Origin of the sequence: Ketobacter sp., from assembly GCF_003671495.1 — a bacterium.
GTDB lineage: Bacteria > Pseudomonadota > Gammaproteobacteria > Pseudomonadales > Ketobacteraceae > Ketobacter.
In genome coordinates, this window is the sequence record NZ_RCHN01000013.1 from 159,384 (window position 1) to 182,908 (window position 23,525).

Consider the following 23,525-nt stretch of genomic DNA (forward strand, 5'->3'; position numbering starts at 1 on the left):
GTCATGGGAACCCGCGCTTCAAGATGGATCGGCAGTGGCAACGCCTAAAGCACTTTATCGGCTTGATTCTGTTGTGCATCAGTGGCCCATGCTGGGCCCTGATCACCCTCCACGACCATTCCCCGCCCCTGAACATCGGCAAACAGATCGACACCCTGGAGGACCCGGCCGGTAACCTCACCCTTGAGGACGTCATGGTTTCTGACCGCTTCCAGCCCTCACAGGCCAGCCGCCCGTCCTTTGGCTTTACCAAATCGGTGTACTGGGTGCGGTTTCGCCTGGCCAGCCTGAGCAATGTGCCGGACTGGTATCTCCAGGTACGTTATCCCCTGCTGGATTATGTGGACTTCTATGCCCCAGCGCCGGCAGCAACACAAGGCTACCAACGTTTTTCCGCCGGCGATCTGCGACGCCCGGAAAACGGCAAACGCACCCGCACCTATGCCCAGTTCCCCCTGATCAACGATGCCAAGGTGCGCACCTATTACCTGCGCGTCGACACCCAGAGTTCGATGATTTTGGACCTGCGGATTCTGAACGGCAGACAGCTGGCAGAACAAACCAACCACGAGCAGTATTTCCAGGGCGCCTATTTCGGGTTGATGTCGGTGATGGCGCTCTACAACTTTTTCGTGTTCCTGGTCATCCGGGATCGCAGTTACTTGTATTACACCGGTTTCATTGCCAGCACCGCGGTATTTCAAATTGCGCTGCACGGTTACGCCCATGTGCATTTCTGGCCGCAAAGCCTGTGGTGGAACAACATCAGCAACCTGTTTGCCGCCTGTCTGTCGGTGGCATTCTGCGGCAAGTTCGCCCAATCCTTTATTCAACTCAGACAGTTTCAACCGACCCTCGACCGGGTGCTCACCTGGCTGTCGACCTTTGCCTTTCTCATCAGCGGGCTGAGCCTGATGATCAACTACCAGCTGGCGGTGCTGCTGATCGCCAGCACCGGTCTGGCGGTGGTTCCCCTCAGCATCCTGGCCGCCGCCATCGCCTGGCGCAAGGGCTCCCGGCCCGCCGGCTTTTTCCTGATCGCCTGGCTGGTGCTGTTGATCTTTGCGCTGCTGCACATCCTCTGCATCCTGGGCATTCTGCCCAGCTATCCCGCACTGGAAAATTCCGTGCAGATCGGGGGTGCGGTGGAAGCCGTGCTCTTGTCCATGGGCCTGGCAGACCGGATCAACCGTTCGCAGCATGAAGCACTGAAGGCAGCCAACCGCGCCAATCGAACTCAGGATGAATTCATGTCCACGTTATCCAGAGAACTGATGGGCCCGCTCAACCGAATCCGCAGCGACCTGGGTAAGATCACAGGCCAGCCCGGAGCTGAGGAGGCCAACGCCCTGAAAAGCGTGACCGACTCCAGCGCTTATTTGCAGAGCCTGGTTGAATCCATGGGCCACTTTGTTGCCCTGCGGCAGGGGAGCGCCAGAATGGAGGCCGGCCAGGTGGATCTGAAAGGCATACTGACGCAACTCTACGACTACTTCCACGCCGCCAATGACAATGCCAGCGTGCAGGTGAGTTTTGCCTGGGATGCGGACATTCCCGACACCGTTCCCGGGGATGCGCCCAAGCTCACCTCGGTGCTCCTGGAGCTGATCAAGAATGCCTTTGCGTTTACCCAGCAGGGCTATGTGTCGATTGCGGCGGAAAGCCTGCCGGATGCCCAGATCCGAATCACGGTGACCGACACCGGTGCCGGCATCAGCCAGGAACGACTCAAGCGCATTGTGGAAGGATTCCGCACGAGTAATCAGGCCTCAGTCCGGGATGGCTTTGGTGCGGGGATCGGGCTCGCCATGGCCAACGACATTCTGATGCTGATGGGCAGCCGGCTGGAGATTCAGTCCGAACCCGACCGGGGCACCCGTGTGTGGTTCCACCTGCCGCGCTCAACAGACTGAGTCAAAGCTGCGACTCAATGGGAAACAACCCCAGGAACCAGACCGAGGCCCGACGCCACCAGGGCACTTTCGGGTCGGAGGTATAGACCACCGGCGCATCCAGCCCGGACTCCTCGCTGAGCCATTGCAGATTGCCCGCTGCATCCAGTTGCAGGCGATAGGCATCCTGCGGCAACGCCTGCACAATCGTGGCGTGGGCGAGCTCGGTAAAAACCGGACTCTCCAGCAACACCCCGATTTCGGTATTGATCAGAAATGAACGGGGGTCCAGGTTCATGGAACCCACAAAGGTGGAGTGGCGGTCGATGAAAAAAGCCTTGGCATGCAGACTGGCTTTGGAGGAACTGCCTACTTTGGGGGCTTTATTAGGTGCCTTGCTGTCGTCACTCTGGGCATCCAGTGCCGCCTGCCGCGCCAGGTCCGGCCGCATTTCATAGAGTTCAACCCCGGCACGCAACAATGCCTTACGGTATTTGGCATAGCCACTGTGTACCATGCCCACATCGGTGGCTGCCAGCGAGTTGGTGACGATGGTCACGTCCACTCCCTGCGCTTCCAGGTCGGCAAAGTACTGCACCCCGGCTTTGCCTGGCACAAAATAGGGTGAGACCAGCAACAGTTCAGTGCGCACTTCAGCAAAGGTGCCCGACAACTGCGTGCTCAACAGTTTGGCGTCGTCCATATCCGCATCCAGGGCTTTGTCCGGGTGGTCGTAGAGCACCTGGGCCCGCCCCGCAAACCAACCCTCGGGATCGCTGTCGCTGCCTGGATGCCAGGCCAACAGCTGCCCGAAAAACTCACGCTGATGCGCCCTGTCCGCATAATCGTCCAGTGCCTGGCGGCGGCCTTCAAACCGATTCACCGCGTCCCCGGCAGCGGCCAATTGATCCATGGCGTAGCTCGCCGGATGATTCCAATACAGATCAAAGCCATCGGATACCTGATCCACCACCGGCCCGGTAATGGCCACATCCAGGTCAGCGAAGGCAACTTCGTTGTGCGCCGCAAAGTATTCATTACCGATGTTACGGCCGCCCACCATGGCAACGCTGTTATCCGCCGTCAGTGATTTGTTGTGCATGCGGCGATTGACCCGGGAGAAGTCGGTGAGCATGGCCAGCCCCCGGCTAGAGCGATAATGCAGAGGATTGAACAAGCGGATCTCGATGTTGGGGTGCATATGCAGGGTCAGCAAGGTGTCGTCCCCCAAAGGTGCACCCATATCGTCCAGCAACAGACGCACCCGCACCCCTCGATCTGCGGCCCGGATCAGCAGGGCTGCCAGCATCCGCCCGGACGCATCCCGATGCCAGATGTAGTACTGCAGATCCAGGGTTTTCTCAGCGGCTTCCACCAGCTCCAGCCTGGCACTGAGTGCATCCGCCCCGGAGGACAGAGGATAGAAGGCACTGATGGGAACCTGGTCAGCCGTCGTTGCCAGACCGGCCAGAAATCGGGCGGCGCTTTGGGATAGCGGGGTATCCTGCACATCGGTGCGTTTGAACGACGTCAAGCGGTCACGACTATCGGGCAGGCTTTGGCAGCCAAATAACATACTCATCAACAGCATCAATACCGGGAAATTGGATTTTTTCATGATTCGTCTTTCTGGTTTCCACCCATCTGGCATCAAGCAGAGGGAACGATTAAACTGGCCTTATGAACAATAATAACAAATTGCTTTGGGGCAGCGTGTTGCTGGCACCGTTTTTGGTATTGTGTGCCTGGCTGGCAGCCGGTTTGCCCATGGAACTCCAGTATCATCCCAAGACCCGCACCATATTGCTGATCATTTTGCTGATTCCCCTCTGTGAGGAGATCGTGTTCCGTGGGCTGTTGCAGAATGAACTGGCCAGCTACGGACGATTGCGGCGCACCCTGCTGGGGCTGAGCTGGGACAACCTGATCAGCAGCACCCTGTTCACCCTGGTACACGTGTTTTATTTCGACAGCGCCCTGTTACTGGTCATCGAGCTGCCGGCCCTGCTGTTTGGTTATTTCTACAGCCAGTATCGGCGCCTGATTTTTCCGGTGCTGCTGCACATCTGGTACAACGCCCACGCGCTGCTGGTGTATTGCCTGGTTTCTCACTGAGCCGGTCGTGGCGCCAACCCCAGCACCAGTTCCTGTGCCGGGCACACCCCTTTCAGACCTCCGGCCACCGCCACGCTGTCCAACAACTCGATCCGGTAATGGGCCGCATAATGGTGCTGCACCTCGTCCTGGTTGACGCAGAAGGGCGGCCCCGGCATACACTGCTGGTCATAGTCAAAGCTGATCAACAATTGCGGTGCCGTGCCACTGATGCGCATCAGGTGCCGGGTGTAATCCGCGCGCATGGTGTGGGGCAATGCCACCAACGCCGCCCGATCGTATACGGCATCCACCGGCCCCAGCAATTCAGCGGACACCAGGAACACATCACCCACGAACACCTCCAACCCGGGGCATTGATCACCCGGGGCCACACGGTAGTGGAGCAGCGCTTCGTATTCCGTCACCTGGGGCACCAGTCCCAGCTCGGTAAAGAGCTGATCCACCGCGAGCACACTCAACTCGGCTGCCACCACGGGATGTCCCTGGGCCAGCAACCAGGCGATGTCCAGAGTCTTGCCGCACAGCGGCACAAACACCCGCTGCCCCGGCCCCAGGCGCAACCACTGGAAATGGGCCGTCAACAGGGGATTGACCGCCTGCAGATGAAATCCGATTTCTCGACTTTGCCATTTTTTGTGCCAGAACTCCGCTTCCATCATCCACCTGCCATTCAATATTTCCAAAACGCCGGCAACAACAACGCCAACACGGTGAAGTACTCCAACCGCCCCAGTATCATGGCGACGGACAACACCCAGATGCCCGCATCGGACACCGGCTGAAAATTGCTGCCCAATGATCCCAGCCCCGGACCCAACACATTGAGGCAGGCCGCCACCCCGGACAGGGACGACCAGAAATCCAGCCCGGTGGCCATCAACAGTAGCGTCAATACCAGGGTACTGGCGGCCGCCACGTTCATAAACGCCACGGTGGCGGACAGAATACTGGAATCCACCGGCTGGCCCTGGTACTTCACGTTAAACACCGCCCGTGGATGAATCAGCCGCTTCACCTCCAGATTGATCAGCTTGAAACTGAGGATAATGCGGATGATTTTATTGCCCCCGGCGGTGGAGCCGGCACACCCACCCAGATAGCCGGCGATCACCAGCATCAGCAACACCACATTGGGCCAGGCCGTGAACTCCGCTGCACCGTAACCGGTACTGGTCATGAAGGAAATCAGATGGAATACCGACTGATTGAGCGCAGTGAGTGAGTCGAGATAGAGCGCCTGGGACAGCAGAATTAAAGCGATCAGGAGGGACAGCAACAGCACCATGGCCAAAAAGGTTCGGGTCTCTTCATCGCGCAGGTAGACCAGCAGGTTGCGCGAGCGTATTACCTTGAAATGCAGGGCGAAGCTGACCGCACCCAACACCATGAAGACATCGGCAATCAGCAGCAGGGACGGGCTTTGAAAATACCCCATGCTGGCATCGTGCGTGGAGAAACCACCGGTGGACACGGTGGTGAAGCTGTGACAGATGGCATCAAAGGCATCCATGCCCCCCAGAAAATAACAGAGCGCACAGAGCAGGGTAAGCGACACATACACCAACCACAGGTACTGCGTGGTAAGGGCAATCCGCGGCGACAGTTTGTCATCCTTGATCGGCCCCGGGGTTTCGGCTTTCAGCAGTTTCATGCCCCCCACATTCAACATGGGCAGGATCGCCACCACAAAGATCACCACCCCCAAGCCCCCCAGCCATTGCAAAAACTGCCGATACATAAGAAAGGATTTGGGCATGGAATCCAGGCCACTCAGCACGGTGGCGCCGGTGGTGGTGAGGGCGCTCACGGACTCGAACACGCCGTCGGTGAACGACACACCGGTGATGTAAATAATGGGCACCGCACCCAATACACCACAGATCACCCAGGTCAGGGTGGCAAACAGGAGGGCATCACGATATTTGATGCTGGCGGGATCAAAGCGCCGCCCCACCCACAGAAACAGGCCGGTGGTGAACAGCATCAACAGGGCGGGGGTCAGAAACTGGGTCTGGTGATGGTCGTCGAAAACCCACAGGGACAACCAGGCAAAGAACGCCTGCACCAACCCCATGAGCCCAATCGGAAAGGCCAAAAGATATAAAGTGGCTTGAATGTTTATCATGTCTCAGGGCAAACCCAACCGACGCGGCATGACGACTGTCGGAACATGATACACCCAAACCCGATTCACCCACATCCGCAAATTTGGGCACTGATGGCCCGCAGATGTGCCCGCAAGCTCAGCAAGGCCTGCCCTGGACATCGAAATTCAAACGCTGGATCTCGCCCTCATCATCCAGGATCTCTGCCCAGTGCAATGCCCCACCGGGGTGATAACCGTAGCGGTGTTCCAGCTCAATTTCACCGTACACCACTTTGTGGATAAGAATTTCCCGCCCCTGCTCATCCCGGCGCACACCAAAAAACGTATTCCGGTTTTCGATCTCGGCGGCCGCCAGAGGGCGCACCAGTTTCAATGGCAGGCTCACACCACTGTAACTCAGGAAGTAACCGTCGTAGGCCAAGGTTTCCGACATTCCCTGCTCCCGAGCTTAAAAATATTCGGTGGCGCTGAGCACCAGGTTGCTGCGCCAGGTGGGCATCTCCCAACCTTCGTGGCCGACCGTTGGCAACATCAGTTTGCGCCGCAGAATATCCCACTCCTGATCGAAACGACGCCCCACCCGAATGCTCCAGCCCCATGCCACCGGCGCACACACCGGTACCCAGATGGACTGCTCCGGCGCCGACATCACCTGCTGCATGAAGTAACTGGAAAAACGCTCCAGCACGGTCACGCTGCTGACCTCCACCCCGTTCACCTGTTCCGGTATTCGCTGGCTGACGCTTTCACAAAAAAAGTATTCCCGATCGGTGCCCTGCAGTTGCAAATCCGTTTCCTGGCGCAGAATCACCTGGTCCTCCTTGTGCTGCAGATAGAGCACCGGGGCACCCACCTCCTGGGTATCACTGATGATAAGGCTGTCACCGTTTTTCAGGGTGATGAACCGTTCCGATTCCACCAACCGGATTTCCCCCAGACGGGCGGAGTGGGTGGCGGTGTTAAAACGGACGTGAAACTCCGGCTGCATGACCAGATAAGACTCACCGGCAATGCGCTCAACAGCAGGACGATTCAGGGTGGCCGCCTCCAGCTGGAATTCATTCTCGAATACCGGAGTATGCAGGGGGCTGTCGTTATCCCAGATGTAATAAGCCCCATCGGTGTCCGTCAACGGCACCACGGCGCCCTGCTCCAGGGAAATCCGATAGTCACCGATCACACCGCTGACATCCCGCAGGCTGGCAGCGTCCAGTTCCCCCAGGGGCAACCGCTGTCCCCGGGCGACCGACACCGGCCGGGTGATCACTTTGGACGAAGTACCAAAAACGCGCAGTGACACAGACTGATTCATGAGCAAAACTTCACACTGATAACCAACTTGATATTCATTCACGGCAGGCTGTTCCTGACACAGACCTTCATTGCAGCCTCTGCCACAAGCCCTATCACAAACCATGCCAGCTTGTTTTGCAGCAACGCGCCCGGCCCCAGCCCCCGCGGAATCCCGGGGCCAGGAAACTTGATCATTCTGCGCACTGTTACTTATGTGACAAAACAGTTCACCCGGTGCGGTCGGGGCACCGAATTTGTCGGAAAGCATTCACAGCTGGTCAGCCAGCGGCTCGCGGTGGTGGAGGGTGTGGTAGGCCGACGGCGACACGCCAAACCATTTACGAAAGGCGCGGGAAAAGTTGGAGGGATCTTCATAGCCCAGTTCCAGCGCCACCTGGGTGACCGACATCCCCTGCCGCAGCCGCTGAAAGGCTTCCTGCTTCTTCAGATCAGACACAATGGCCTTGTAGGAAGTGTTTTCTTCCTTGAGCCGGTAGCGTAACTTGCGCGACGAAATATGCAGCTCGCGGGCTACGGTTTCCTGATCGGGAAATCCCTCCCCCCGGGTTTGCAGATGCTCGACCACACGCTCCCGCATGCTGCGCTCCGGCACGCTCAGGTCGCGGGCCTGCTGCAGGGTTTTCATGAGCATCAGATGGCTGGCGTGATTGGCATCCGGCATGGCCACCGCCAGATGTTTGCGCTGGAAGCGGGCACCGGTGAAAGTACTGTCAAAGGTCACCTCTCGCCCCAACAGCTGGTGATACTGATCGCCATAGGCCGGCGCCGGATAGGCGCAATGAACTTCCAGATCAGACGCATCCTGCAGGGCATACTGAAGGTTGATGGCTTCCGCCACCACAATGTATTCCAGATGAAAAGGCAGGTTGTCCGCAATGGCGGGCGTGCCTTTCATCTCCATCACCACGTGTTCGTTTTCTTCACGAAAATCGAATACAAAGAAGGGCAACTCCAGTTCCACGTATTGCTTGAACAACAGGATGGCATCCAACAGGGTGGGGCTGGTCATCACCGCCAGGCCCCAGGTGCCATGGGCGGGCAGTACCAGATGTTTACCAAAGCAGATCGCCACCTCGGTGGAGCCACACAGTCGGATGGCGTTGTGGCACAGGGTGCGAAAACCCTGGAAGTCGATGAAGTAATCCTGCTCATGGAGATGGGATTCGGGAATACCGGTATTGCGCAACAGTTCGTGGCCGGGCACACCATAATGCTGAATTGAACTGAACAACAAACCGGCGTACCGGATGGGGATATGGATGTCCCCGGCTGTGACCTGCGAATGCGCCTCAGCAACCCTCATCTGCGTCTCCCTGCTGATTCTTGTTCTGATGGGCAAGGATGCTAGGGAACATATTTGTCGAGAACAAGACTGCCCGGTCCAGCTGGCGCCTATTACCTAAACCTTGACACCAAATACGAGAAAAAGGGACCTATTTCAATATAGCGAACATCAGAACACCAGCTTGCCGGCGTAATTCTCTCGCAACAGACGGAACAACACCCGGTTGGAGGCTTCCGCATCCTGATAGCAGCTGCTGACACCGTAATAGTCACACAACAATTCCAGCTCGTAGTGACAATGCTGCACCCCGATCTGGTAAGCCCCCAGGGCATCGGCGCCACCCTCCAGTGCCCGCTCCCAGGATTGATTCAAACAACCTTCGTAGTGATCGTACAACGGGCCTGAATTTCCCACCCGTTCCGCTTCGGCCCTGGCCGCGTCCGCCTGCCGCTGCTGGTATTGTTCCTGCATCGAAGCGCAGGCGCCCAAACATATTGAGATGAGAAGCAGCGTGGTTGATCGTATGACGGTTGATCGCATGATGGTGACCCGGTCCTGGTGTCGGCACTCCCAAACCACGAGTGCCTATTCTGAAAACCCTTACTCCCATACTAGTATGGGGGGCGGTGTTATTAAAGGCGCGGCACAGTGCACATGCTTTTTTGCCGATAGCCGTTATACTCTCCCGCCTGGACTCTGCCTGGGAAACCCATGATACAAGCCATCCTTTTTCTTTGCGTCGTTGCCGCCATGTGTGTTGCCGGTTTCTGGCCACCGAACGCGGAACACTACCGGGCCCCCTATTGGTCCGCAGCGGAACAGGGGCTGGTGTTCAATGGTCACTCCCAGGCCTACACCGAACGTTTCTTTGCTCCTGACCCCGAAGCCAGCGCCGTGACCATCGAGATGGCCATCAAACCCCAGTTCCAGCCCCCCATCCGCTATCGGGTTTTGTTGCACATTTATGACCTGGAGAACGATACCCAGATTGTGGTGGGCCAGTGGCGACAGCGGCTGATGGTGCTGCAGAGCGAGGACTACAGCAACCGGCAGCGGCTGCCCAAGATTTACGCCGACCTGGACTCCAACCAGCACCTCAACCGCATTCGCCTGGAGTCCGGCCCCCAGGGCACCCGGGTCTACGTCAACGATCAACTGCAGGGCAGCAATCGCCATCTGGTACTGACCCTGCCTGCCCACCCCGCCCGTTCACACTTGATCCTGGGCAGTGATGCCAGCGCCTCCTATCCCTGGATGGGCAGCATCCAATCCCTGGCGCTCCATGCCCACCGTCCGGATACACCGGCCAGCAGCGGGACCGGATTGCAATACCGGTTCAGCGCGCAGGACACCGAGCAGGTAGCCGATGCCTCCGACCACGGCATCGCTTTGCTGCTGCCGGCCACACCGGTGATTCTGAAAAAGAAACTGCTGCAGTTGCCCACCCGCCGGGACTTGACCACCAGATGGCTGTGGCGGGATTCGCTGATCAATTTTTTCGGCTTCATTCCCTTCGGCCTGTTATTGAGCCGCATGCTGCTGGCCCGGCAGCAACCACGCAACCCGCTAACGCACTCCGGCCGCTGGCAGAGCATCATCCTGCCCAGCACCCTCGCCGCGTTCCTGTTCAGCCTCAGCATTGAGATCACGCAGATCACGATTCCGGAGCGCACCTCCTATTTGCTCGACCTGATCCTGAATACCGCCGGCGGCTTCACTGGCGCCCTGGTGGCCTGGTATCTGCCACGCTGGCGCCGCAGCTGAGGCTTACAGCATATCCGTCAGCAGAATGCCAACGCCCAGCCGCTCAGTACGGTGGTTATAATCAATCAGGCTTTCACCATAGCCGTTGAAGTACTGCACCACGCCTCGCAGCCGCCCCCACAGGGGAAAACTGGCATCCAGTTGCACCGCACCATAATTGGGGTGTTTGAGATTGTTGCGCAGCAGTAACGAAAATTCGTAATCATTCTGTTCCCAGGTGCCCATCAGCTCGAAATAGCCCATATAGGTGGATATATCCGGGTTGTCATCACCGCTGGCGTCCGCGGCATCGTCCTTTTCATCTTCCGGAATGCGATACCAGGGTCGAAAGGAAAGCAGGTAGTTGTCCCGGGCGTAATAGTAATTGAGGAAAATCCGGTTCCAGCTGCGACTCAGGATCTGGCTGCGACCATTGGACTCATGTTCAAAGCCGAATGCCAACGCGGTGTCCGCCTCCACCAGATTGCTGGTGATGGGCATCAGGTAATAAATTTCCGGGCGATAGTTGGTTTCGCGGAACGGGGCCGAAATATCGTGATTGTAAACCTGCCAGAACGCCTTCAGGGTAAAGGCAAAGTACACTGCGTCGTTGGCCACCAGCAGGTCATCCTGATTCAGGGGCACTTTCAGGCTGATCTGCAGTTTCGCCTCCGCATTGTCCAGCTCCTCATCGGTGTAGACCTCATCATAAGGCTCCTGATTGGGGTCCTTGGCGTAGGTATAGGGCAGGATATAGTTGGCGTAATGGGGGGTGATGACGAACGGGTTCCACTTGGTGCGCTGCTCCATGGCCATGCGCTCGCGGGCCGCGGAATACTCCGGCTGCGGGATCTCCCCTAACTGTATTCGGCATTGTTCTTCCAGCTCGCCGATGGTGAGGGTAATGGCCACATTGTCCATGGACTGGTGCATGCAGTCCCGCACCGCCTGTTGCCGCGCCTCCTCGGTCATTGGCTCGTCGGTAACCGCCTCGCTGCTGACCGCCTCCTGGGCCCAGCTCAGACCACTGGCCAGCGCCAGCAACGTCCCCTGCACGATTCCCCTGACAGACATCCGGTGCTCCTAATATTTTTCGTTGACTGGTCACGCAGTATCCCGCACCAAGGGGACATTTCAAGCAGAATCTGAAACTCACCCTATACTGAAAGGTATGACGCAACCGAGAGAAATTGCGCCGGATCTCCAGGATGGCATTGACCGTAAGCTACTGAAAAAACTGAAGGAACGGTTTCTTGAGGTCAATCGTGGTCGACTGGAGCGAATGCTGTCCACCCTCAGCAGCCGCCACCGGATGTTCCTGGATTCCCTGCCGCTGCTACTGCACATCAATCACCCTTCATTGCCGGGCTACATGTCCGGGGCGACCCCTTGCGGTGTCAGCGGGTTTAGCCCGGACAAAGACAACCTGCGGGCGGCCCAGGCCATATCCCGCTCCTTTGCCTATCGCAAAAAAGCCCATGCCCAGGATCGCATCTTCAGCATCTTCCTGATGGGCAGCACCGGCACCGTGGCTCATTCGGACACCAGCGATATGGACATCTGGGTGTGCTACGACCCGGGCCTGTTACCGGAAGCCATCGACGAACTGCAGGACAAACTCACCGGCATTGAACAATGGGCGGACAGCATCGGCCTGGAAGTGCATTTCTTCCTGATGGACCCCATCAAGTTCCGCAACGGGGTACGCAGCAACTTGTCCGGGGAGGACTGCGGCAGTGCCCAGCATTATCTGTTGCTGGACGAGTTCTACCGTACCAGCATCATGGTGGCGGGCCGTTACCCTCTGTGGTGGATGATTCCCAGTTACGATGAACAGCGCTACCGCACCATTGCCGACAACCTGCTGCAGAAACGTTTCTTGAAAAAAGAGGACTGCGTGGATTTCGGCGGCATCTCCGATTTTCCCGCCGGGGAGTTTATCGGCGCCGGCATGTGGCAGCTCTACAAGGGGATCGACTCCCCCTATAAATCCGTAATCAAGATCGTGCTCACCGAGGTGTACGCCAGCGAATACCCCAAGGTGGAAAGCCTGAGCATCGTGTACAAAAAAGCCGTGTACAGCGGTCAACTGGATCTGGATGAGCTGGACCCATACGTGATGCTCTATCGCAAGATCGAAGCCTATCTGTTAAAGCGCAATGAGCACAAACGACTGGAATTGATCCGTCACTGTTTTTATTTCAAGGTGAATGAAAGCCTGAGCCGCAGCCTGCGTTCCGGCGAGGCCAGCTGGCGGCGCAAACTGATGCTGCGCCTGGTGATGGAATGGGGCTGGAATGAGTCCTACCTGAAACAACTGGACAACCGCAAGTTCTGGAAAGTGAACCGGGTACGGGAAGAACGCCAGGAGCTGGTACAGGAGCTGAACCACAGTTACCGGTTTCTCTCCAGCTTTGCCCGCGACAACAACATCGAAGCCCTGATCAAGCAGGAGGACATGAATATCCTCGGCCGCAAACTCTATGCGGCGTTTGAACGCAAGGGCGGCAAAATTGAGTTGGTGAACCCCGGCATCACCGCCTCCCTGGTGGAAGACCATCTATCCTTCCACTACATTCGCGACACCGAACACGGCATCAACAATTATTGGGCTGTGTACCCGGGCTACCTGAAAACCAAAGAGGCGAAGGGGCGCGAACCCATCCGTAAAAACCGCAGCGTGGTGGAGCTGATCGCCTGGTGTTATTTCAACGGCCTGCTGGACCAGGAAACCCGGCTCTCGGTGGAAGCCAACGACACAGACCTGACGGAATACGAATTGACGCAAACGGTGCAGTCGTTCTTTCAGATCAGTCCGGAGGGTGTGCCCTATGCGGCGCAACAGAACTTCGAGCATTCCGCCTACCCCACCAAGATCACCCTCTACATCAACGCCGGTGTCGACCCCATGCGGCCGATGACGCAAAAAGGCATTCATCGCCTGTCGGACCAGAGTGATGCCCTCAGCTACAGCGCCTTTCACCACAACCTGGCCATCACCGTGGATCAGGTCACGTTCAACAGCTGGGGGGAAATCATCTGCGGATTGTACTCGGGCGAGAATGCACTGATCGATTGCCTGGTGCATTACATGCGGCAGATTCCACCGGACGGCTCAATTCCACTGCCGCGGCTGGAAATCCGCTGTTTTTGCCCCAGCCGGGCCGCCTCCATCGCCAACCGGGTGGAGGAATTGTTCCGCGACATCATCGCCTGTTACTACAGCGGCACGCGCTCACTGAATTCCCGCTACATTCTGGAAATCGAGCAGTTCCTCTACATGCTGCAATTCAAACGCACCACGCCCTATGTGCGGGGGCTGCGCAGCCATCGGGACCTGATTGATTGCCTGAGTGAAACCCAACCCCATTTCAGCCCCCTGGTGGTGGACCGCAATGCCCTCAGCCGGCATCCATTACGGGTGGTGGCCAAGATGGGCGTACCCGGCCGCATCCAGGTGTTTTACCAACGCAACGGCGAGAAGTCGGATATCTTTATCCACGATGAAAAAGGCTCAATCTTTTTCACCCAGAAACACTATTTCGACGAAAAAACGGTGCTCAACCCCATTCGCCATTTTCTGGAGAATATCCAGTTGCGGCGCAACACCCTGGACCAGCGGGAAGCCTCGGTGAGCAACGTGGCCTATTACGAAATCAAGCGCAACCACCGGGGCGACATGCACACCGACCGCAAATCCTTCCCCCCGGTGGAGCAAGAGGAAGGCCATCACAGCATCCAGGCCATTGCCCAGACCGGCACCTTCGGCGACGTGTTCTATACCGTGTATTGCGACAACCGGGAATTCTCCCAACTGGAATACGGTGATGCCCTGTTTGCCGCGGTGGCCGGCTACATTGCCTCCCTGCGTCGCAACCGGGAACGCTACCCCTGCTACATCACCGACCTGGATCTGAGCCAACTGGATCTGCAACAGGGGGAAGAACTGCAAACGGTGCAGTACCTGCAACACAAGGAAAAACTGGAAAGCGCCATCAACCAGGCCCTGCGCATTCCGGAATAAGCGTTCTCCGCTGGCTATGGATACGGCAGCAATCCCCCCGCCTCTGCCAGGCGCTGCTTGACCGCCGCCACCGAAGGCCGCTCACTGAATTCGCCATACCAGCGCACGATGTGAGGATACGCGCTCAGGTCAATGGACGTGGTGTCCTGAATCTGGAAATAGGCATAGGCGATGGTATCGGCGAGGGTGACTTCGCTGCCGCACAGGAAGTCTGCCGATGCCAGTTGTTGCTCAAAGTACGGCAACTGGTTTTTCAGAAAACCCGCCGCCTCATCAATCGCCGCCGCATTGGGCTCCCGCTTGAAAAAATGACGGCAGATCACCTCTTCCCAGAAATACACCGCCAGCCAACGCCCCACGTGCAAGGTGGCGGTATCCACCAGGGCATCAATACGGGCCGCCGGCAGGGGATCGGCGGCATACAGGCGATGATCGTGCAGGCGCGCCAGGTAGCGGCAGATGGCGGCGCTTTCCAGCAAGATCTCGCCGTCATGGTCCAACGCCGGCACCTTGCCCAGGGGATGCCGGGCCAGGTAGTCCGGCAGTTTATTTTCCCCCTTGCCCAGTTCCACATTCACATAGGTGTAGTCCAGGCCCAGCTCTTCCGCCGTCAGCAGGACTTTGATGGGGTTGAAGGTGTTGTATCCGTAGATGGTAAACATGACGTGCTCCTTGTGATGGCTGCTGAGCCCATGTTCGGGGTTTATTCCCGGTAGGCATTCGCACTATACTTGCATTATGAAAGTAAAACCTAACTTCAATAGTTGCATTATGCAAGTGAAAATTTTGTTATGGTAAGCCGCAAACAACATGGCCAGATCTCCGACTGCCCCATCGCCCTGGGGCTGGACAGCATCGGCGACCACTGGAGCCTGCTGATCGTGCGGGATCTGCTGTTCGGTAAACACGAGTTCCGGGAGTTCCTGGACAGCGACGAGAGCATTTCCAGCAACATCCTGACGGATCGGCTGGGCAAGCTGCAGGAGCAGGGCATTGTGGCCTGGCGCTATCACCCCGACAGCCGCAAGCGCAAACTCTATTACCTGACCTGCAAAGGCAAGGACCTGATCCATGTGCTGGTGCCCCTGGTGCGCTGGGCCCTGAAATACCATGGTGACGAGGCGCGGATTCCGCCAGCGCAGCAGGCGGCACTGGCCAGCGGCCCTGAGGGCTTTATCCAAGCCACCCTGGCGGCGCTGGAGGACTGGGAATCGGCCTTTGAGGTGGATACAAAAGACGCCGCCACCCGGGTATAATGGAGCGGATTTTCACCTGCTACGGAACCTCACATTCCCCATGGTTTTACGACACCTATCGTGCAGCCGGGCTTTGTTGCATCTTGGCCTGGCGGCGGCTGTTCTGCTGGGCAGCGCTCAGCTCACCGGCTGCGGCCAGAAAGGCAAACTCTATCTGCCAGACCAGCCACCGCCCCACGGGGCCACTGCCGCCGGCGAGTGTCGCACCCCCGGCTGCGCCGCGGCCCTGTCCCCCGCCCAGGCCAAGCCCGAGCAACCTGAGGCCGGAACGGAGGATCACCAGGAGCCAGATGAAGCCAATGCAGAGCAACCCGAGCACTCCGCGCCGACCCCGAAAGAGACCCCTGAATGAGCGTTTTTGACTACCGAAACAACCAACTCCACGCTGAAGACCTGCCCGTGAGCGAGATCGCCCGGGCCGTGGGCACCCCCTGCTATATATACTCCCGCCAGGCCTTGGAATCCGCCTGGAAGGCCTTTGACGAAGCCTTCGGCCAGCACCCCCATCTGGTGTGCTTTGCAGTGAAAGCCAATTCCAACCTGGCGGTGCTGAACGTGCTGGCCAAGCTGGGGGCCGGTTTCGATATCGTCTCCCAGGGAGAACTGGAGCGGGTGCTGCGGGCCGGTGGTGATCCGGCCAAAGTGGTGTTCTCCGGCGTGGGCAAACTGCGGGAGGAAATGGTCCGCGCCCTGGAAGTGGGGGTGTATTGCTTCAATGTGGAATCGGAAGCCGAGCTGGAGACCCTCAACGAGGTGGCCGGGGAAACGGGCAAAGTGGCTGCCGTCTCTCTGCGGGTGAACCCGGATGTGGACGCCCAGACCCACCCCTATATTTCCACCGGCCTGAAGCAGAACAAATTCGGCATCGACATTGACCGTGCCATTGCCGTCTTCGAACGGGCAGCGGAGTTGCCCCACATCAAGGTCAGCGGCATCGACTGCCACATCGGCTCCCAGCTCACCACCGTGACCCCCTTTATGGACGCCCTGGACCGGCTGCTGGAACGCATCGACCAGCTGGCGGAAAAAGGCATTGTGGTGGAACACCTGGACATCGGTGGCGGCCTGGGAGTGCGCTACCGCGACGAACAACCGCCGGCGCCGTCTGAATACGTGGGGGCGCTGCTGCACAAGCTGGGGGATCGCCAACTGAAAGTGGTGATGGAGCCGGGCCGCGCCATTGCCGCCAATGCCGGCATCCTGGTGACGGAAGTGCAGTTGCTGAAATCCACTGAGGTCAAAAACTTTGTGGTGGTGGACGCCGCCATGAACGACCTGATCCGCCCCTCCCTGTACAGCGCCTGGCAGGACATCATAGCGGTCAGTCCCCGGGCCGGGGCCACCACCGCCAGCGACGTGGTGGGCCCGGTGTGTGAAACCGGCGATTTCCTGGGCAAAGACCGGGAACTCTGCGTCGAGCCCGGCGACCTGCTGGCGGTTTGCTCCGCCGGTGCCTATGGTTTTGTGATGAGTTCCAATTACAACACCCGCAACCGGGTGCCAGAAGTCATGGTGGATGGCAGCCAATTTCACATTATTCGGCGCCGTGAGACCTACGAAGATCAACTGGCCCTGGAATCTCTGGTACCCTGAAGGTTATGAAAATCGAGTTCACCAAAATGCACGGTCTGGGCAATGATTTTATGGTGATCAACCAGGTCACCCAGAACATCCAGATCAACAGCGAGCAGATCCGGCGCCTGTCGGACCGCCATACCGGGGTGGGCTTCGATCAATTGTTGATGGTATCACCCCCCACCTCGCCGGATGTGGATTTCAAATACCGCATTTTCAACGCCGACGGCAGCGAAGTGGAACAGTGCGGCAACGGCGCCCGTTGCTTTGCCCGCTTTGTGCGGGAGAAAGGCCTGACCCACAAAGACGTGATTCCGGTGGAAACCAATACCGGCAAAATCGAGCTGCGCCTGGTGGGCACCAACCTGGTGACCGTCAACATGGGGGCCCCGATCTTTGAGCCCGAGCGCATCCCACTGCAGGCAGAAAGCCGCCAGAGCCTGTACAAATTCAACGTGGACAGCGATATTCATGAGCTGGCCTGCGTCTCCATGGGCAACCCCCACGGCGTGCTGCAGGTGTCCGACATCGACCAGGCCCCAGTAGCCAAACTGGGGCCGAAACTGGAGCTGCACCCGCGCTTCCCCAACAAGGCCAACATCGGTTTCTGCCAGGTGGTGGACCGTCACCACATCCGCCTGCGGGTGTTTGAACGGGGCGTGGGGGAAACCCGGGCCTGCGGTACCGGTGCCTGTGCCGCAGCAGTTGTGTCAATTGCTGCTAATCTTGTTGATAATAAAGTGAATGTTTCCCTGCCCGGGGGCGACCTGCAGATTGAGTGGCAAGGGGAAAACCAACCGGTGTACATGACCGGACCGGCCACCACCGTATACGATGGGACTGTGTATTTATGACCGAAACCACCGCTGAACGAAAACAAGAAACCACCCTCACGGCAGCGGACGTTGCCAACTACCTGCGCCAGAATCCGGACTTCTTTCTCAACCGCCCCGATATTCTCTACGACATGGAACTGCCCCACGCCCAGGGCAACGCCAGCTCACTGCTGGAGCGTCAAGCCAGTGTGCTGCGCAACCGCAACACCGAGCTGCGCCACAAACTCAACGAATTCGTCAGCATCGCCCGGGGCAACGATAAACTGTTCAACCGCATTCGCACCCTGGGGCTGGCCCTGCTGGAAGCGGGCAACCTGGCGGAATTGAGCAGCCGCCTGCGCCAGATCCTGACCAAGGATTTCAAACTGGATGAGGCCAATCTGTTCCTGTTCAAGCCCAGCCACGAAACCGGTCCCTTTGCCGTCACCAGTGAAGCTGAACTGCAGAACACCCTGGGGGATCTGCTGCGGGGCGACCGCATCATCTGCACCACCCTGCGTCAGCGGGAAATGAAATTCCTGTTCCCCGGCTTCGACCGCAGTGACGGCTCCGCCGCCCTGATTCCACTGCATTTCAACGGTGAACTGGGATTACTGGCCCTGGGCAGCCATGATCCGAATTATTTCAATTCCAACATGGACACCACCTTTGCCCGCTATGTGGGGGACATCCTCAGCCGGCGCCTGTTTCACTTTCTGAAGTAAGCGGCCATGGATGCCCTGGACGACAGCATCGCGCGTTATCTGGAGCACCTGACCCGCCGGCGCATGCTGTCGGTGAACACGGTGGAAGGCTATCGCCGCGACCTGGCACAACTGCAGCAGTTCTGCAGCCGCCAACAGCTGGCACGCTGCCGCGACATTCACCCCCAACACATTCGGCTTTTGGTGGCCGAGCGCCATCGCCGGGGCAGCAAACACAAAACCCTGCAACGTCTGCTGGCCAGTATCCGGGGCCTGTACAATTTCCTGATCCAGCAAGGCCAGGCCGAAGCCAATCCCGCCCAGGGCATTCGCCCGCCCAAAGGGGAAAAGAAACTGCCCCACACCCTGGATGTGGACCAGATGAATCAGTTGCTGAATATCGATGACAGCGATCCGCTTTCCATCCGGGATCTGGCGGTACTGGAACTGTTCTACTCCTCCGGGTTGCGCCTGAGTGAACTCCTGAACCTGCACCTGGCGGACTACGATCAGCAGGAACACACGGTACGGGTGCTGGGTAAAGGCAACAAGGAAAGAGTGGTGCCCGTAGGCAGCAAAGCCCGCGACGCCATTCAGCGCTGGCTTGACCTGCGGGACCAGTTCAAGCCGGCGGACGACAGCCTGTTCGTGAGCCAGCAGGGGCGCCCTCTCCACCCTTCCACCCTGCAGAAACGTTTCAAACAGTGGGGCATCAAGCAGGGCATTGATCGTCATGTTCACCCCCACCTGCTTAGGCACTCTTTTGCCAGCCACATCCTGGAATCCAGCGGCGATCTGCGCAGCGTGCAGGAGCTGCTCGGGCACGCGGACATCTCCACCACCCAGATCTACACCCACCTGGATTTTCAACACCTGGCCAAGGTCTACGACCAGGCTCACCCCCGGGCGAAAAAGAAAGACGAGTCGTGAGGGCGAGTGAGAGGGAGGGTTTGAGGGAGAGCGAGAGGGAGGGTCCTCAAAGACAATAAACTGGAATTCAGAGTCATTGTTGAGCCAACGCCCATACCAGCACAATGATCAGCGGGATAACAACAAGAAAGGATGGAACCATGACCCGCGCTCAAACGCTCTGTGTGTATGGCCTGCTGGCGGCGGCCCTGGTGGCCTGCGGTGCATCACTGGCACCGGTCTGGCAGCTCAGTTTATCGAGTCAGTACAACCACCTGTTGCAAGGGGCGGACGAGCACAACCTGTATGTGCTGCGCTACGACGACAACACACCCACCCTGTATCAACTCACACGGGACGGCGGCGAGCCGGTTATCACGCCACTGTCATTAGCCTCCACCGAGATCCTGGGCCGGTTAGGGCAACAGGTGTGGGTGGCAGATGACGACTATGTGGATTACACCGCCCGGGACCTGCTGCGGGCACAGGCGCTGGATCTGGACACGCTGCAGGTCACGCCGGCCCTGCCGGATGCTCTGCGTAGCGGCTTCAGTGGCCTGCGCGGCTATCTGGAACAGACCGAAAGCGTAGTGACGGGGGTAAATGGCAGCCTGGCCATCTCCGGTCAGGCCATCCCATTGGGGGGCAATACCGAGTTGCCGTTTATAGCCATCGTCCATGCCGACGGGCGCAGCCACCACAGCTTGTTGGAGGGCGACATCCTCTACCACGCCCTGGAGCCCTTGCCCCGCAGTCCGATGTTTGCCTTGCACATCCTCTATTCTGAAGATCATTTCAACCGCACCGGCTTTTACAACCGCGTCGTATTCTATGATGCCGAGCTGACCCCACTGCAAACAGTGGACCTGCCGCAGCGGCTCTATTCGGTGGTGGCGCTGCCCGATCGCCTGTATGCCCCCACCCACGATGAGCCACACTATCTTGAGATCCATACCGATGGCCGGGTCAGCCCCAGCGAACGCAAAGGTCAACTCTGGAGCTGGAACGACCACACCCAGTTCCTGTTCCACGAGGACTTCTTCTACGCCCTGGAAGTGGGTGAACAGGGCCGCATGCTGTGTCGCTTTGACTATCAGTTACAGAACCTGGGTTGCTTCACCCCCCGCGACCGCCACTGGACGGCCCAGGCACAAATGCTGGAGGACGGCACGCTGGTCACCGCGGAACAGCACCGCAGTATTGTTCTTAACGGTGTCACGCTGTCCCTGGACCCGGCCAATGCGTCGCTGTTATCGGACCTGGATGGTTGGGGTTATGAACAGCAGCAGATGTTCTATCGCTTCTACTCGCCCCAGGGGGACCTGCTCAATGAAATCGCTGCCCCTCCGTTCCGCGCTCACGGCAAATTGATTTCCTGTCACAGCAATCCCGATGGCTACTGTGTGTGGGAACCCGTGTCGGAAACCACGGGGACCTGCAGCACGAACACCATCCTGCCCTACAGCCAACACGAACTGCTCGCCAGTGAAACCCTGTGCCAGCCCGGGGAGCATCGCGCTGCCCTGACGCTGTGGAATAACAGTGCCACGCCATCACAAGCAAGGATGCGACCATGAAAATAACCCAACGGCTTACGGTATACGGCGCCATCGCCATTCTGGCCCTGGCCTGCGGCGGCGCCTCGCTGCTGCCCAGCTGGACCCGTCCCCTGGAACATCCCACCACGCTGTTGAGCGCCTTTGACCAACAGTCGTTGTTGTTGGTTGAAAACCTCACCAACGGCGCCACCGTCAGCGTCACACAACTGGATCTGCAGGGTAACGAGTTGCAGCATCACCAGTTTGATATTCAGGGCAGGCAATACGCGGCAGAAGTACTGTCACCTTCCTCGCTGCTGCTGCGGGACCGCTTCGGCAGCAGCGCCGACAGCCATATTCTCGACCTCTCCACCGGCACCGCGGAGCCGGCCTTCAGCGAGGACTTCCGCAACGCCTATCCCCGCTTCAACTATTCGGTGGTGGGTAACTCAGTAGCAGGCAAACGTGAGCAGGGGGATCTGATTCTGGCGGGCGCGCTGTATCCCGTCGCTACAGAAACGCCGGTGCAGGCCATCGGTCAATGGTCGGCACCGGGCGTTTTCCATTACCGGCTGTTGCCGGAATATGTTGCCTCCGCCAAGTTGACCACCATGGGCAACACCACAGGCTATATCCTGGCAGCAAACTTCCACGAGGAGTATGCAGCGGCATCCGCCCAGGCCGGATTTATCCAGTTTCTCGACCAGGCCCTGAATGTGGTGGCGGACATCCCGCTGCAACAGCCGTTTACCCTGCAGTATGGATTCAACGATCGCGCCTACGGCTACTTCACCGGGGAGGACAGTATTGTGTTCCGCTTCGTTGACCTGCAAGGCCAGCAAACGCCGCGCCCGGAATTTCTCAGCGGGGTCAGTGTGAAGTTGGGCCATGGGGTTTTCTACACCACCAAGCCGGTGAAAGGCGGCACCCAGTACTGCCGTTACGACTATGCACTGGTATTACAGAACTGCTTCACCGTGCCGGCCTGGGGCTATGTGCAGATGACGCAGCTGCTGCCGGATGACAGCATCGGCCTGACGGAATTCCGCAATCAGGAACAGGTCACCGGGTTGAACATCGCCCTCGAGGACCTGGGTGATGCCTTGGTGGGCGCCGGAACCATCGCCGGCGCAGACACCTATGAGATTCGCCAGCGCAGTTTCACAGCGGAAGGTCGTGCTGTGCTGGATGCCCGCACCTATACCTTCAAACAGGAGGGCCACTACCGCTTCTGCTATCCGGGCCTGAGCCTGGTCTGCTTTGAACCGGAACGTTACAGCCCGGGCACCTGCCTGCATGCCGAGTCCCGTTTTCTCAGTACCACACAAGTGGCGGGCACCAGTTACTGGTGCGAGGGCAATGCGGATGCACCACAACATCTACAGCTGAACTACTGGCAACAATAGCACCTGCCCTGATGCCGGCAGCACGGTTTTGCAGTGCTGCCGTGAATGCAGTAACCTGAGCCTCGCAAAGTATTCGCACGCAATTCAGGCATCAGAGCATCACATGATCAAACTGCTAACCTTCGATCTGGATAACACCTTGTGGGACATTGATCCCGTTATCGTGGCGGCGGAGAAGGCCATGCGGGCCTGGATCGCCGAGCACGTACCGGAGGCTGTGGCCCATCTGGAAATGGACCTGCTGAAGCAGACCTATCGCCAGGTGTTGCAGGATCACCCTGAGGTGGCGCAGCACCCCACCAACTTCCGCAAGAAACTGCTCTACCGGGTGTTCAGCAACGCTGACCTCAGCCATGACCATGCGCTGACCATGAGCGAACAAGCCTTTGCCGTATTCTATCGGGGCCGCAACCAGATCGCCCTGTTCCATGAGGCCGAAGCCCTGCTGCAAACCCTGTCCCGTGACTACCCGCTGATCGCCCTCACCAACGGCAACGCCAATCTGCACATGATCGGCATCGACTGTTATTTCAAGGCGCACTTCTCGGCCGAAACCGAGGGCAAAGCCAAACCCCATGATGCCATGTTCCAACGGGCATTGGCGTTTATGAACGTGCAGGCCGGGGAAGCGATTCACATCGGGGATCACCCGACGGAAGATGTAGAAGCCGCCCGCGCGGTGGGCTATCACACCATCTGGTTCAACGCCGACGGTCACCAGGACCCGGGGCTGTGTCAGCCCAGTGTGGAAATCCGCTCCCTCAGTCAGTTACCGCAGGCCGTGCAGACCATCGCCAAGCGCCCATAAAAAAGCCCCGGACCTGCCGGGGCTACACTCA

22 protein-coding genes are annotated in these 23,525 nt (G+C 58.5%); 13 read left to right on the top strand and 9 right to left on the bottom strand.

Annotated elements, in window-relative coordinates; all coding sequences use genetic code 11:
- Positions 1 to 23 precede the first annotated feature (23 nt).
- Positions 24 to 1,913: a sensor histidine kinase gene (locus D9N14_RS05575; RefSeq protein ID WP_290577822.1), complete on the top strand. Its 1,890-nt coding sequence runs from the start codon at positions 24 to 26 to the stop codon at positions 1,911 to 1,913.
- A 1-nt stretch (position 1,914) separates the two neighbouring features.
- On the opposite strand, the gene D9N14_RS05580 is transcribed toward D9N14_RS05575, so the two are convergent.
- Positions 1,915 to 3,510: a phospholipase D family protein gene (locus D9N14_RS05580; RefSeq protein ID WP_290577824.1), complete on the bottom strand. Its 1,596-nt coding sequence runs from the start codon at positions 3,508 to 3,510 to the stop codon at positions 1,915 to 1,917.
- A gap of 62 nt (positions 3,511 to 3,572) precedes the next feature.
- On the opposite strand from D9N14_RS05580, the gene mrtJ reads away from it, so the two are divergent.
- Complete coding sequence (mrtJ, locus tag D9N14_RS05585) at positions 3,573 to 4,007, top strand: JDVT-CTERM system glutamic-type intramembrane protease MrtJ (RefSeq protein WP_290577829.1); 435 nt, start codon at positions 3,573 to 3,575, stop codon at positions 4,005 to 4,007.
- Here mrtJ and tmpT read toward each other — a convergent pair.
- The 6 genes from tmpT to D9N14_RS05615 form a co-directional block, all read right to left on the bottom strand.
- The gene (gene tmpT, locus D9N14_RS05590) at positions 4,001 to 4,669 is read right to left on the bottom strand and encodes a thiopurine S-methyltransferase (RefSeq protein ID WP_290577831.1); all 669 of its coding nucleotides are present in this window, start codon (positions 4,667 to 4,669) and stop codon (positions 4,001 to 4,003) included. The two genes, mrtJ and tmpT, sit on opposite strands and share 7 nt — an antisense overlap.
- An 11-nt stretch (positions 4,670 to 4,680) precedes the next feature.
- Positions 4,681 to 6,084, bottom strand: a complete 1,404-nt coding sequence (locus D9N14_RS05595; protein ID WP_290577833.1) for a TrkH family potassium uptake protein — start codon at positions 6,082 to 6,084, stop codon at positions 4,681 to 4,683.
- Positions 6,085 to 6,253: 169 nt separating this feature from the next.
- Entirely contained in the window at positions 6,254 to 6,550 is a 297-nt protein-coding gene (locus D9N14_RS05600; RefSeq protein WP_290577834.1) for a DUF6156 family protein, read from the bottom strand.
- 15 nt (positions 6,551 to 6,565) lie between these two features.
- Positions 6,566 to 7,429, bottom strand: a complete 864-nt coding sequence (locus D9N14_RS05605; RefSeq protein WP_290577836.1) for a hypothetical protein — start codon at positions 7,427 to 7,429, stop codon at positions 6,566 to 6,568.
- Positions 7,430 to 7,678: 249 nt separating this feature from the next.
- Positions 7,679 to 8,734 carry an AraC family transcriptional regulator gene (locus D9N14_RS05610; RefSeq protein WP_290577838.1) on the bottom strand — a complete coding sequence of 352 codons (1,056 nt, stop codon included), beginning with the start codon at positions 8,732 to 8,734 and terminating at the stop codon, positions 7,679 to 7,681.
- Between the two features lie 150 nt (positions 8,735 to 8,884).
- Positions 8,885 to 9,187, bottom strand: a complete 303-nt coding sequence (locus D9N14_RS05615; protein WP_290577840.1) for a hypothetical protein — start codon at positions 9,185 to 9,187, stop codon at positions 8,885 to 8,887.
- 240 nt (positions 9,188 to 9,427) lie between these two features.
- Here D9N14_RS05615 and D9N14_RS05620 point away from each other — a divergent pair, with 240 nt between their 5' ends.
- On the top strand, positions 9,428 to 10,480 hold the full coding sequence (locus tag D9N14_RS05620) for a VanZ family protein (protein WP_290577842.1): 1,053 nt from the start codon (positions 9,428 to 9,430) through the stop codon (positions 10,478 to 10,480).
- 3 nt (positions 10,481 to 10,483) lie between these two features.
- On the opposite strand, the gene D9N14_RS05625 is transcribed toward D9N14_RS05620, so the two are convergent.
- Positions 10,484 to 11,533 (bottom strand): phospholipase A, encoded by a 1,050-nt coding sequence (locus D9N14_RS05625; RefSeq protein WP_290577844.1) that lies wholly within the window; start codon positions 11,531 to 11,533, stop codon positions 10,484 to 10,486.
- A 97-nt stretch (positions 11,534 to 11,630) separates the two neighbouring features.
- Between D9N14_RS05625 and D9N14_RS05630 the strand changes: the two genes are divergently transcribed.
- On the top strand, positions 11,631 to 14,483 hold the full coding sequence (locus tag D9N14_RS05630) for a class I adenylate cyclase (protein ID WP_290577846.1): 2,853 nt from the start codon (positions 11,631 to 11,633) through the stop codon (positions 14,481 to 14,483).
- A gap of 14 nt (positions 14,484 to 14,497) precedes the next feature.
- Here the strand turns inward: D9N14_RS05630 and D9N14_RS05635 are convergent, their stop codons facing one another.
- Entirely contained in the window at positions 14,498 to 15,145 is a 648-nt protein-coding gene (locus tag D9N14_RS05635; protein WP_290577848.1) for a glutathione S-transferase family protein, read from the bottom strand.
- Positions 15,146 to 15,274: 129 nt separating this feature from the next.
- Here D9N14_RS05635 and D9N14_RS05640 point away from each other — a divergent pair, with 129 nt between their 5' ends.
- The 9 genes from D9N14_RS05640 to D9N14_RS05680 all read left to right on the top strand — a co-directional run bounded on the left by D9N14_RS05640 (position 15,275) and on the right by D9N14_RS05680 (position 23,494).
- Complete coding sequence (locus D9N14_RS05640; RefSeq protein ID WP_290577850.1) at positions 15,275 to 15,739, top strand: winged helix-turn-helix transcriptional regulator; 465 nt, start codon at positions 15,275 to 15,277, stop codon at positions 15,737 to 15,739.
- Between the two features lie 73 nt (positions 15,740 to 15,812).
- On the top strand, positions 15,813 to 16,091 hold the full coding sequence (lptM, locus tag D9N14_RS05645) for an LPS translocon maturation chaperone LptM (RefSeq protein WP_290577852.1): 279 nt from the start codon (positions 15,813 to 15,815) through the stop codon (positions 16,089 to 16,091).
- Positions 16,088 to 17,332, top strand: coding sequence for a diaminopimelate decarboxylase (lysA, locus tag D9N14_RS05650; RefSeq protein WP_290577854.1), 1,245 nt, complete (start codon positions 16,088 to 16,090; stop codon positions 17,330 to 17,332). The genes lptM and lysA overlap by 4 nt, the downstream gene beginning before the upstream one ends.
- A gap of 5 nt (positions 17,333 to 17,337) precedes the next feature.
- Complete coding sequence (gene dapF / locus D9N14_RS05655; RefSeq protein WP_317622578.1) at positions 17,338 to 18,168, top strand: diaminopimelate epimerase; 831 nt, start codon at positions 17,338 to 17,340, stop codon at positions 18,166 to 18,168.
- Positions 18,165 to 18,854 carry a DUF484 family protein gene (locus tag D9N14_RS05660; RefSeq protein ID WP_290577856.1) on the top strand — a complete coding sequence of 230 codons (690 nt, stop codon included), beginning with the start codon at positions 18,165 to 18,167 and terminating at the stop codon, positions 18,852 to 18,854. Before dapF ends, D9N14_RS05660 begins: the two co-directional genes overlap by 4 nt.
- Positions 18,855 to 18,869: 15 nt before the next feature.
- The gene (gene xerC / locus D9N14_RS05665; protein ID WP_411267920.1) at positions 18,870 to 19,763 is read left to right on the top strand and encodes a tyrosine recombinase XerC; all 894 of its coding nucleotides are present in this window, start codon (positions 18,870 to 18,872) and stop codon (positions 19,761 to 19,763) included.
- A gap of 140 nt (positions 19,764 to 19,903) precedes the next feature.
- Positions 19,904 to 21,319: a hypothetical protein gene (locus tag D9N14_RS05670; protein ID WP_290577860.1), complete on the top strand. Its 1,416-nt coding sequence runs from the start codon at positions 19,904 to 19,906 to the stop codon at positions 21,317 to 21,319.
- Complete coding sequence (locus D9N14_RS05675) at positions 21,316 to 22,686, top strand: hypothetical protein (protein ID WP_290577862.1); 1,371 nt, start codon at positions 21,316 to 21,318, stop codon at positions 22,684 to 22,686. Before D9N14_RS05670 ends, D9N14_RS05675 begins: the two co-directional genes overlap by 4 nt.
- A gap of 103 nt (positions 22,687 to 22,789) precedes the next feature.
- Complete coding sequence (locus D9N14_RS05680; protein WP_290577864.1) at positions 22,790 to 23,494, top strand: HAD family hydrolase; 705 nt, start codon at positions 22,790 to 22,792, stop codon at positions 23,492 to 23,494.
- Positions 23,495 to 23,525: the final 31 nt, after the last annotated feature.

Excerpts from the sequence above, each read along its gene's own strand:
- D9N14_RS05575 (WP_290577822.1), top strand. The coding sequence starts at position 24 with ATGGATCGGCAGTGGCAACGCCTAAAGCACTTTATCGGCTTGATTCTG.
- D9N14_RS05580 (WP_290577824.1), bottom strand. The coding sequence starts at position 3,510 with ATGAAAAAATCCAATTTCCCGGTATTGATGCTGTTGATGAGTATGTTA.
- mrtJ (WP_290577829.1), top strand. The coding sequence starts at position 3,573 with ATGAACAATAATAACAAATTGCTTTGGGGCAGCGTGTTGCTGGCACCG.
- tmpT (WP_290577831.1), bottom strand. The coding sequence starts at position 4,669 with ATGATGGAAGCGGAGTTCTGGCACAAAAAATGGCAAAGTCGAGAAATC.
- D9N14_RS05595 (WP_290577833.1), bottom strand. The coding sequence starts at position 6,084 with ATGGGGTTGGTGCAGGCGTTCTTTGCCTGGTTGTCCCTGTGGGTTTTC.
- D9N14_RS05600 (WP_290577834.1), bottom strand. The coding sequence starts at position 6,550 with ATGTCGGAAACCTTGGCCTACGACGGTTACTTCCTGAGTTACAGTGGT.
- D9N14_RS05605 (WP_290577836.1), bottom strand. The coding sequence starts at position 7,429 with ATGAATCAGTCTGTGTCACTGCGCGTTTTTGGTACTTCGTCCAAAGTG.
- D9N14_RS05610 (WP_290577838.1), bottom strand. The coding sequence starts at position 8,734 with ATGAGGGTTGCTGAGGCGCATTCGCAGGTCACAGCCGGGGACATCCAT.
- D9N14_RS05615 (WP_290577840.1), bottom strand. The coding sequence starts at position 9,187 with ATGCAGGAACAATACCAGCAGCGGCAGGCGGACGCGGCCAGGGCCGAA.
- D9N14_RS05620 (WP_290577842.1), top strand. The coding sequence starts at position 9,428 with ATGATACAAGCCATCCTTTTTCTTTGCGTCGTTGCCGCCATGTGTGTT.
- D9N14_RS05625 (WP_290577844.1), bottom strand. The coding sequence starts at position 11,533 with ATGTCTGTCAGGGGAATCGTGCAGGGGACGTTGCTGGCGCTGGCCAGT.
- D9N14_RS05630 (WP_290577846.1), top strand. The coding sequence starts at position 11,631 with ATGACGCAACCGAGAGAAATTGCGCCGGATCTCCAGGATGGCATTGAC.
- D9N14_RS05635 (WP_290577848.1), bottom strand. The coding sequence starts at position 15,145 with ATGTTTACCATCTACGGATACAACACCTTCAACCCCATCAAAGTCCTG.
- D9N14_RS05640 (WP_290577850.1), top strand. The coding sequence starts at position 15,275 with ATGGTAAGCCGCAAACAACATGGCCAGATCTCCGACTGCCCCATCGCC.
- lysA (WP_290577854.1), top strand. The coding sequence starts at position 16,088 with ATGAGCGTTTTTGACTACCGAAACAACCAACTCCACGCTGAAGACCTG.
- dapF (WP_317622578.1), top strand. The coding sequence starts at position 17,338 with ATGAAAATCGAGTTCACCAAAATGCACGGTCTGGGCAATGATTTTATG.
- D9N14_RS05660 (WP_290577856.1), top strand. The coding sequence starts at position 18,165 with ATGACCGAAACCACCGCTGAACGAAAACAAGAAACCACCCTCACGGCA.
- D9N14_RS05670 (WP_290577860.1), top strand. The coding sequence starts at position 19,904 with ATGACCCGCGCTCAAACGCTCTGTGTGTATGGCCTGCTGGCGGCGGCC.
- D9N14_RS05675 (WP_290577862.1), top strand. The coding sequence starts at position 21,316 with ATGAAAATAACCCAACGGCTTACGGTATACGGCGCCATCGCCATTCTG.
- D9N14_RS05680 (WP_290577864.1), top strand. The coding sequence starts at position 22,790 with ATGATCAAACTGCTAACCTTCGATCTGGATAACACCTTGTGGGACATT.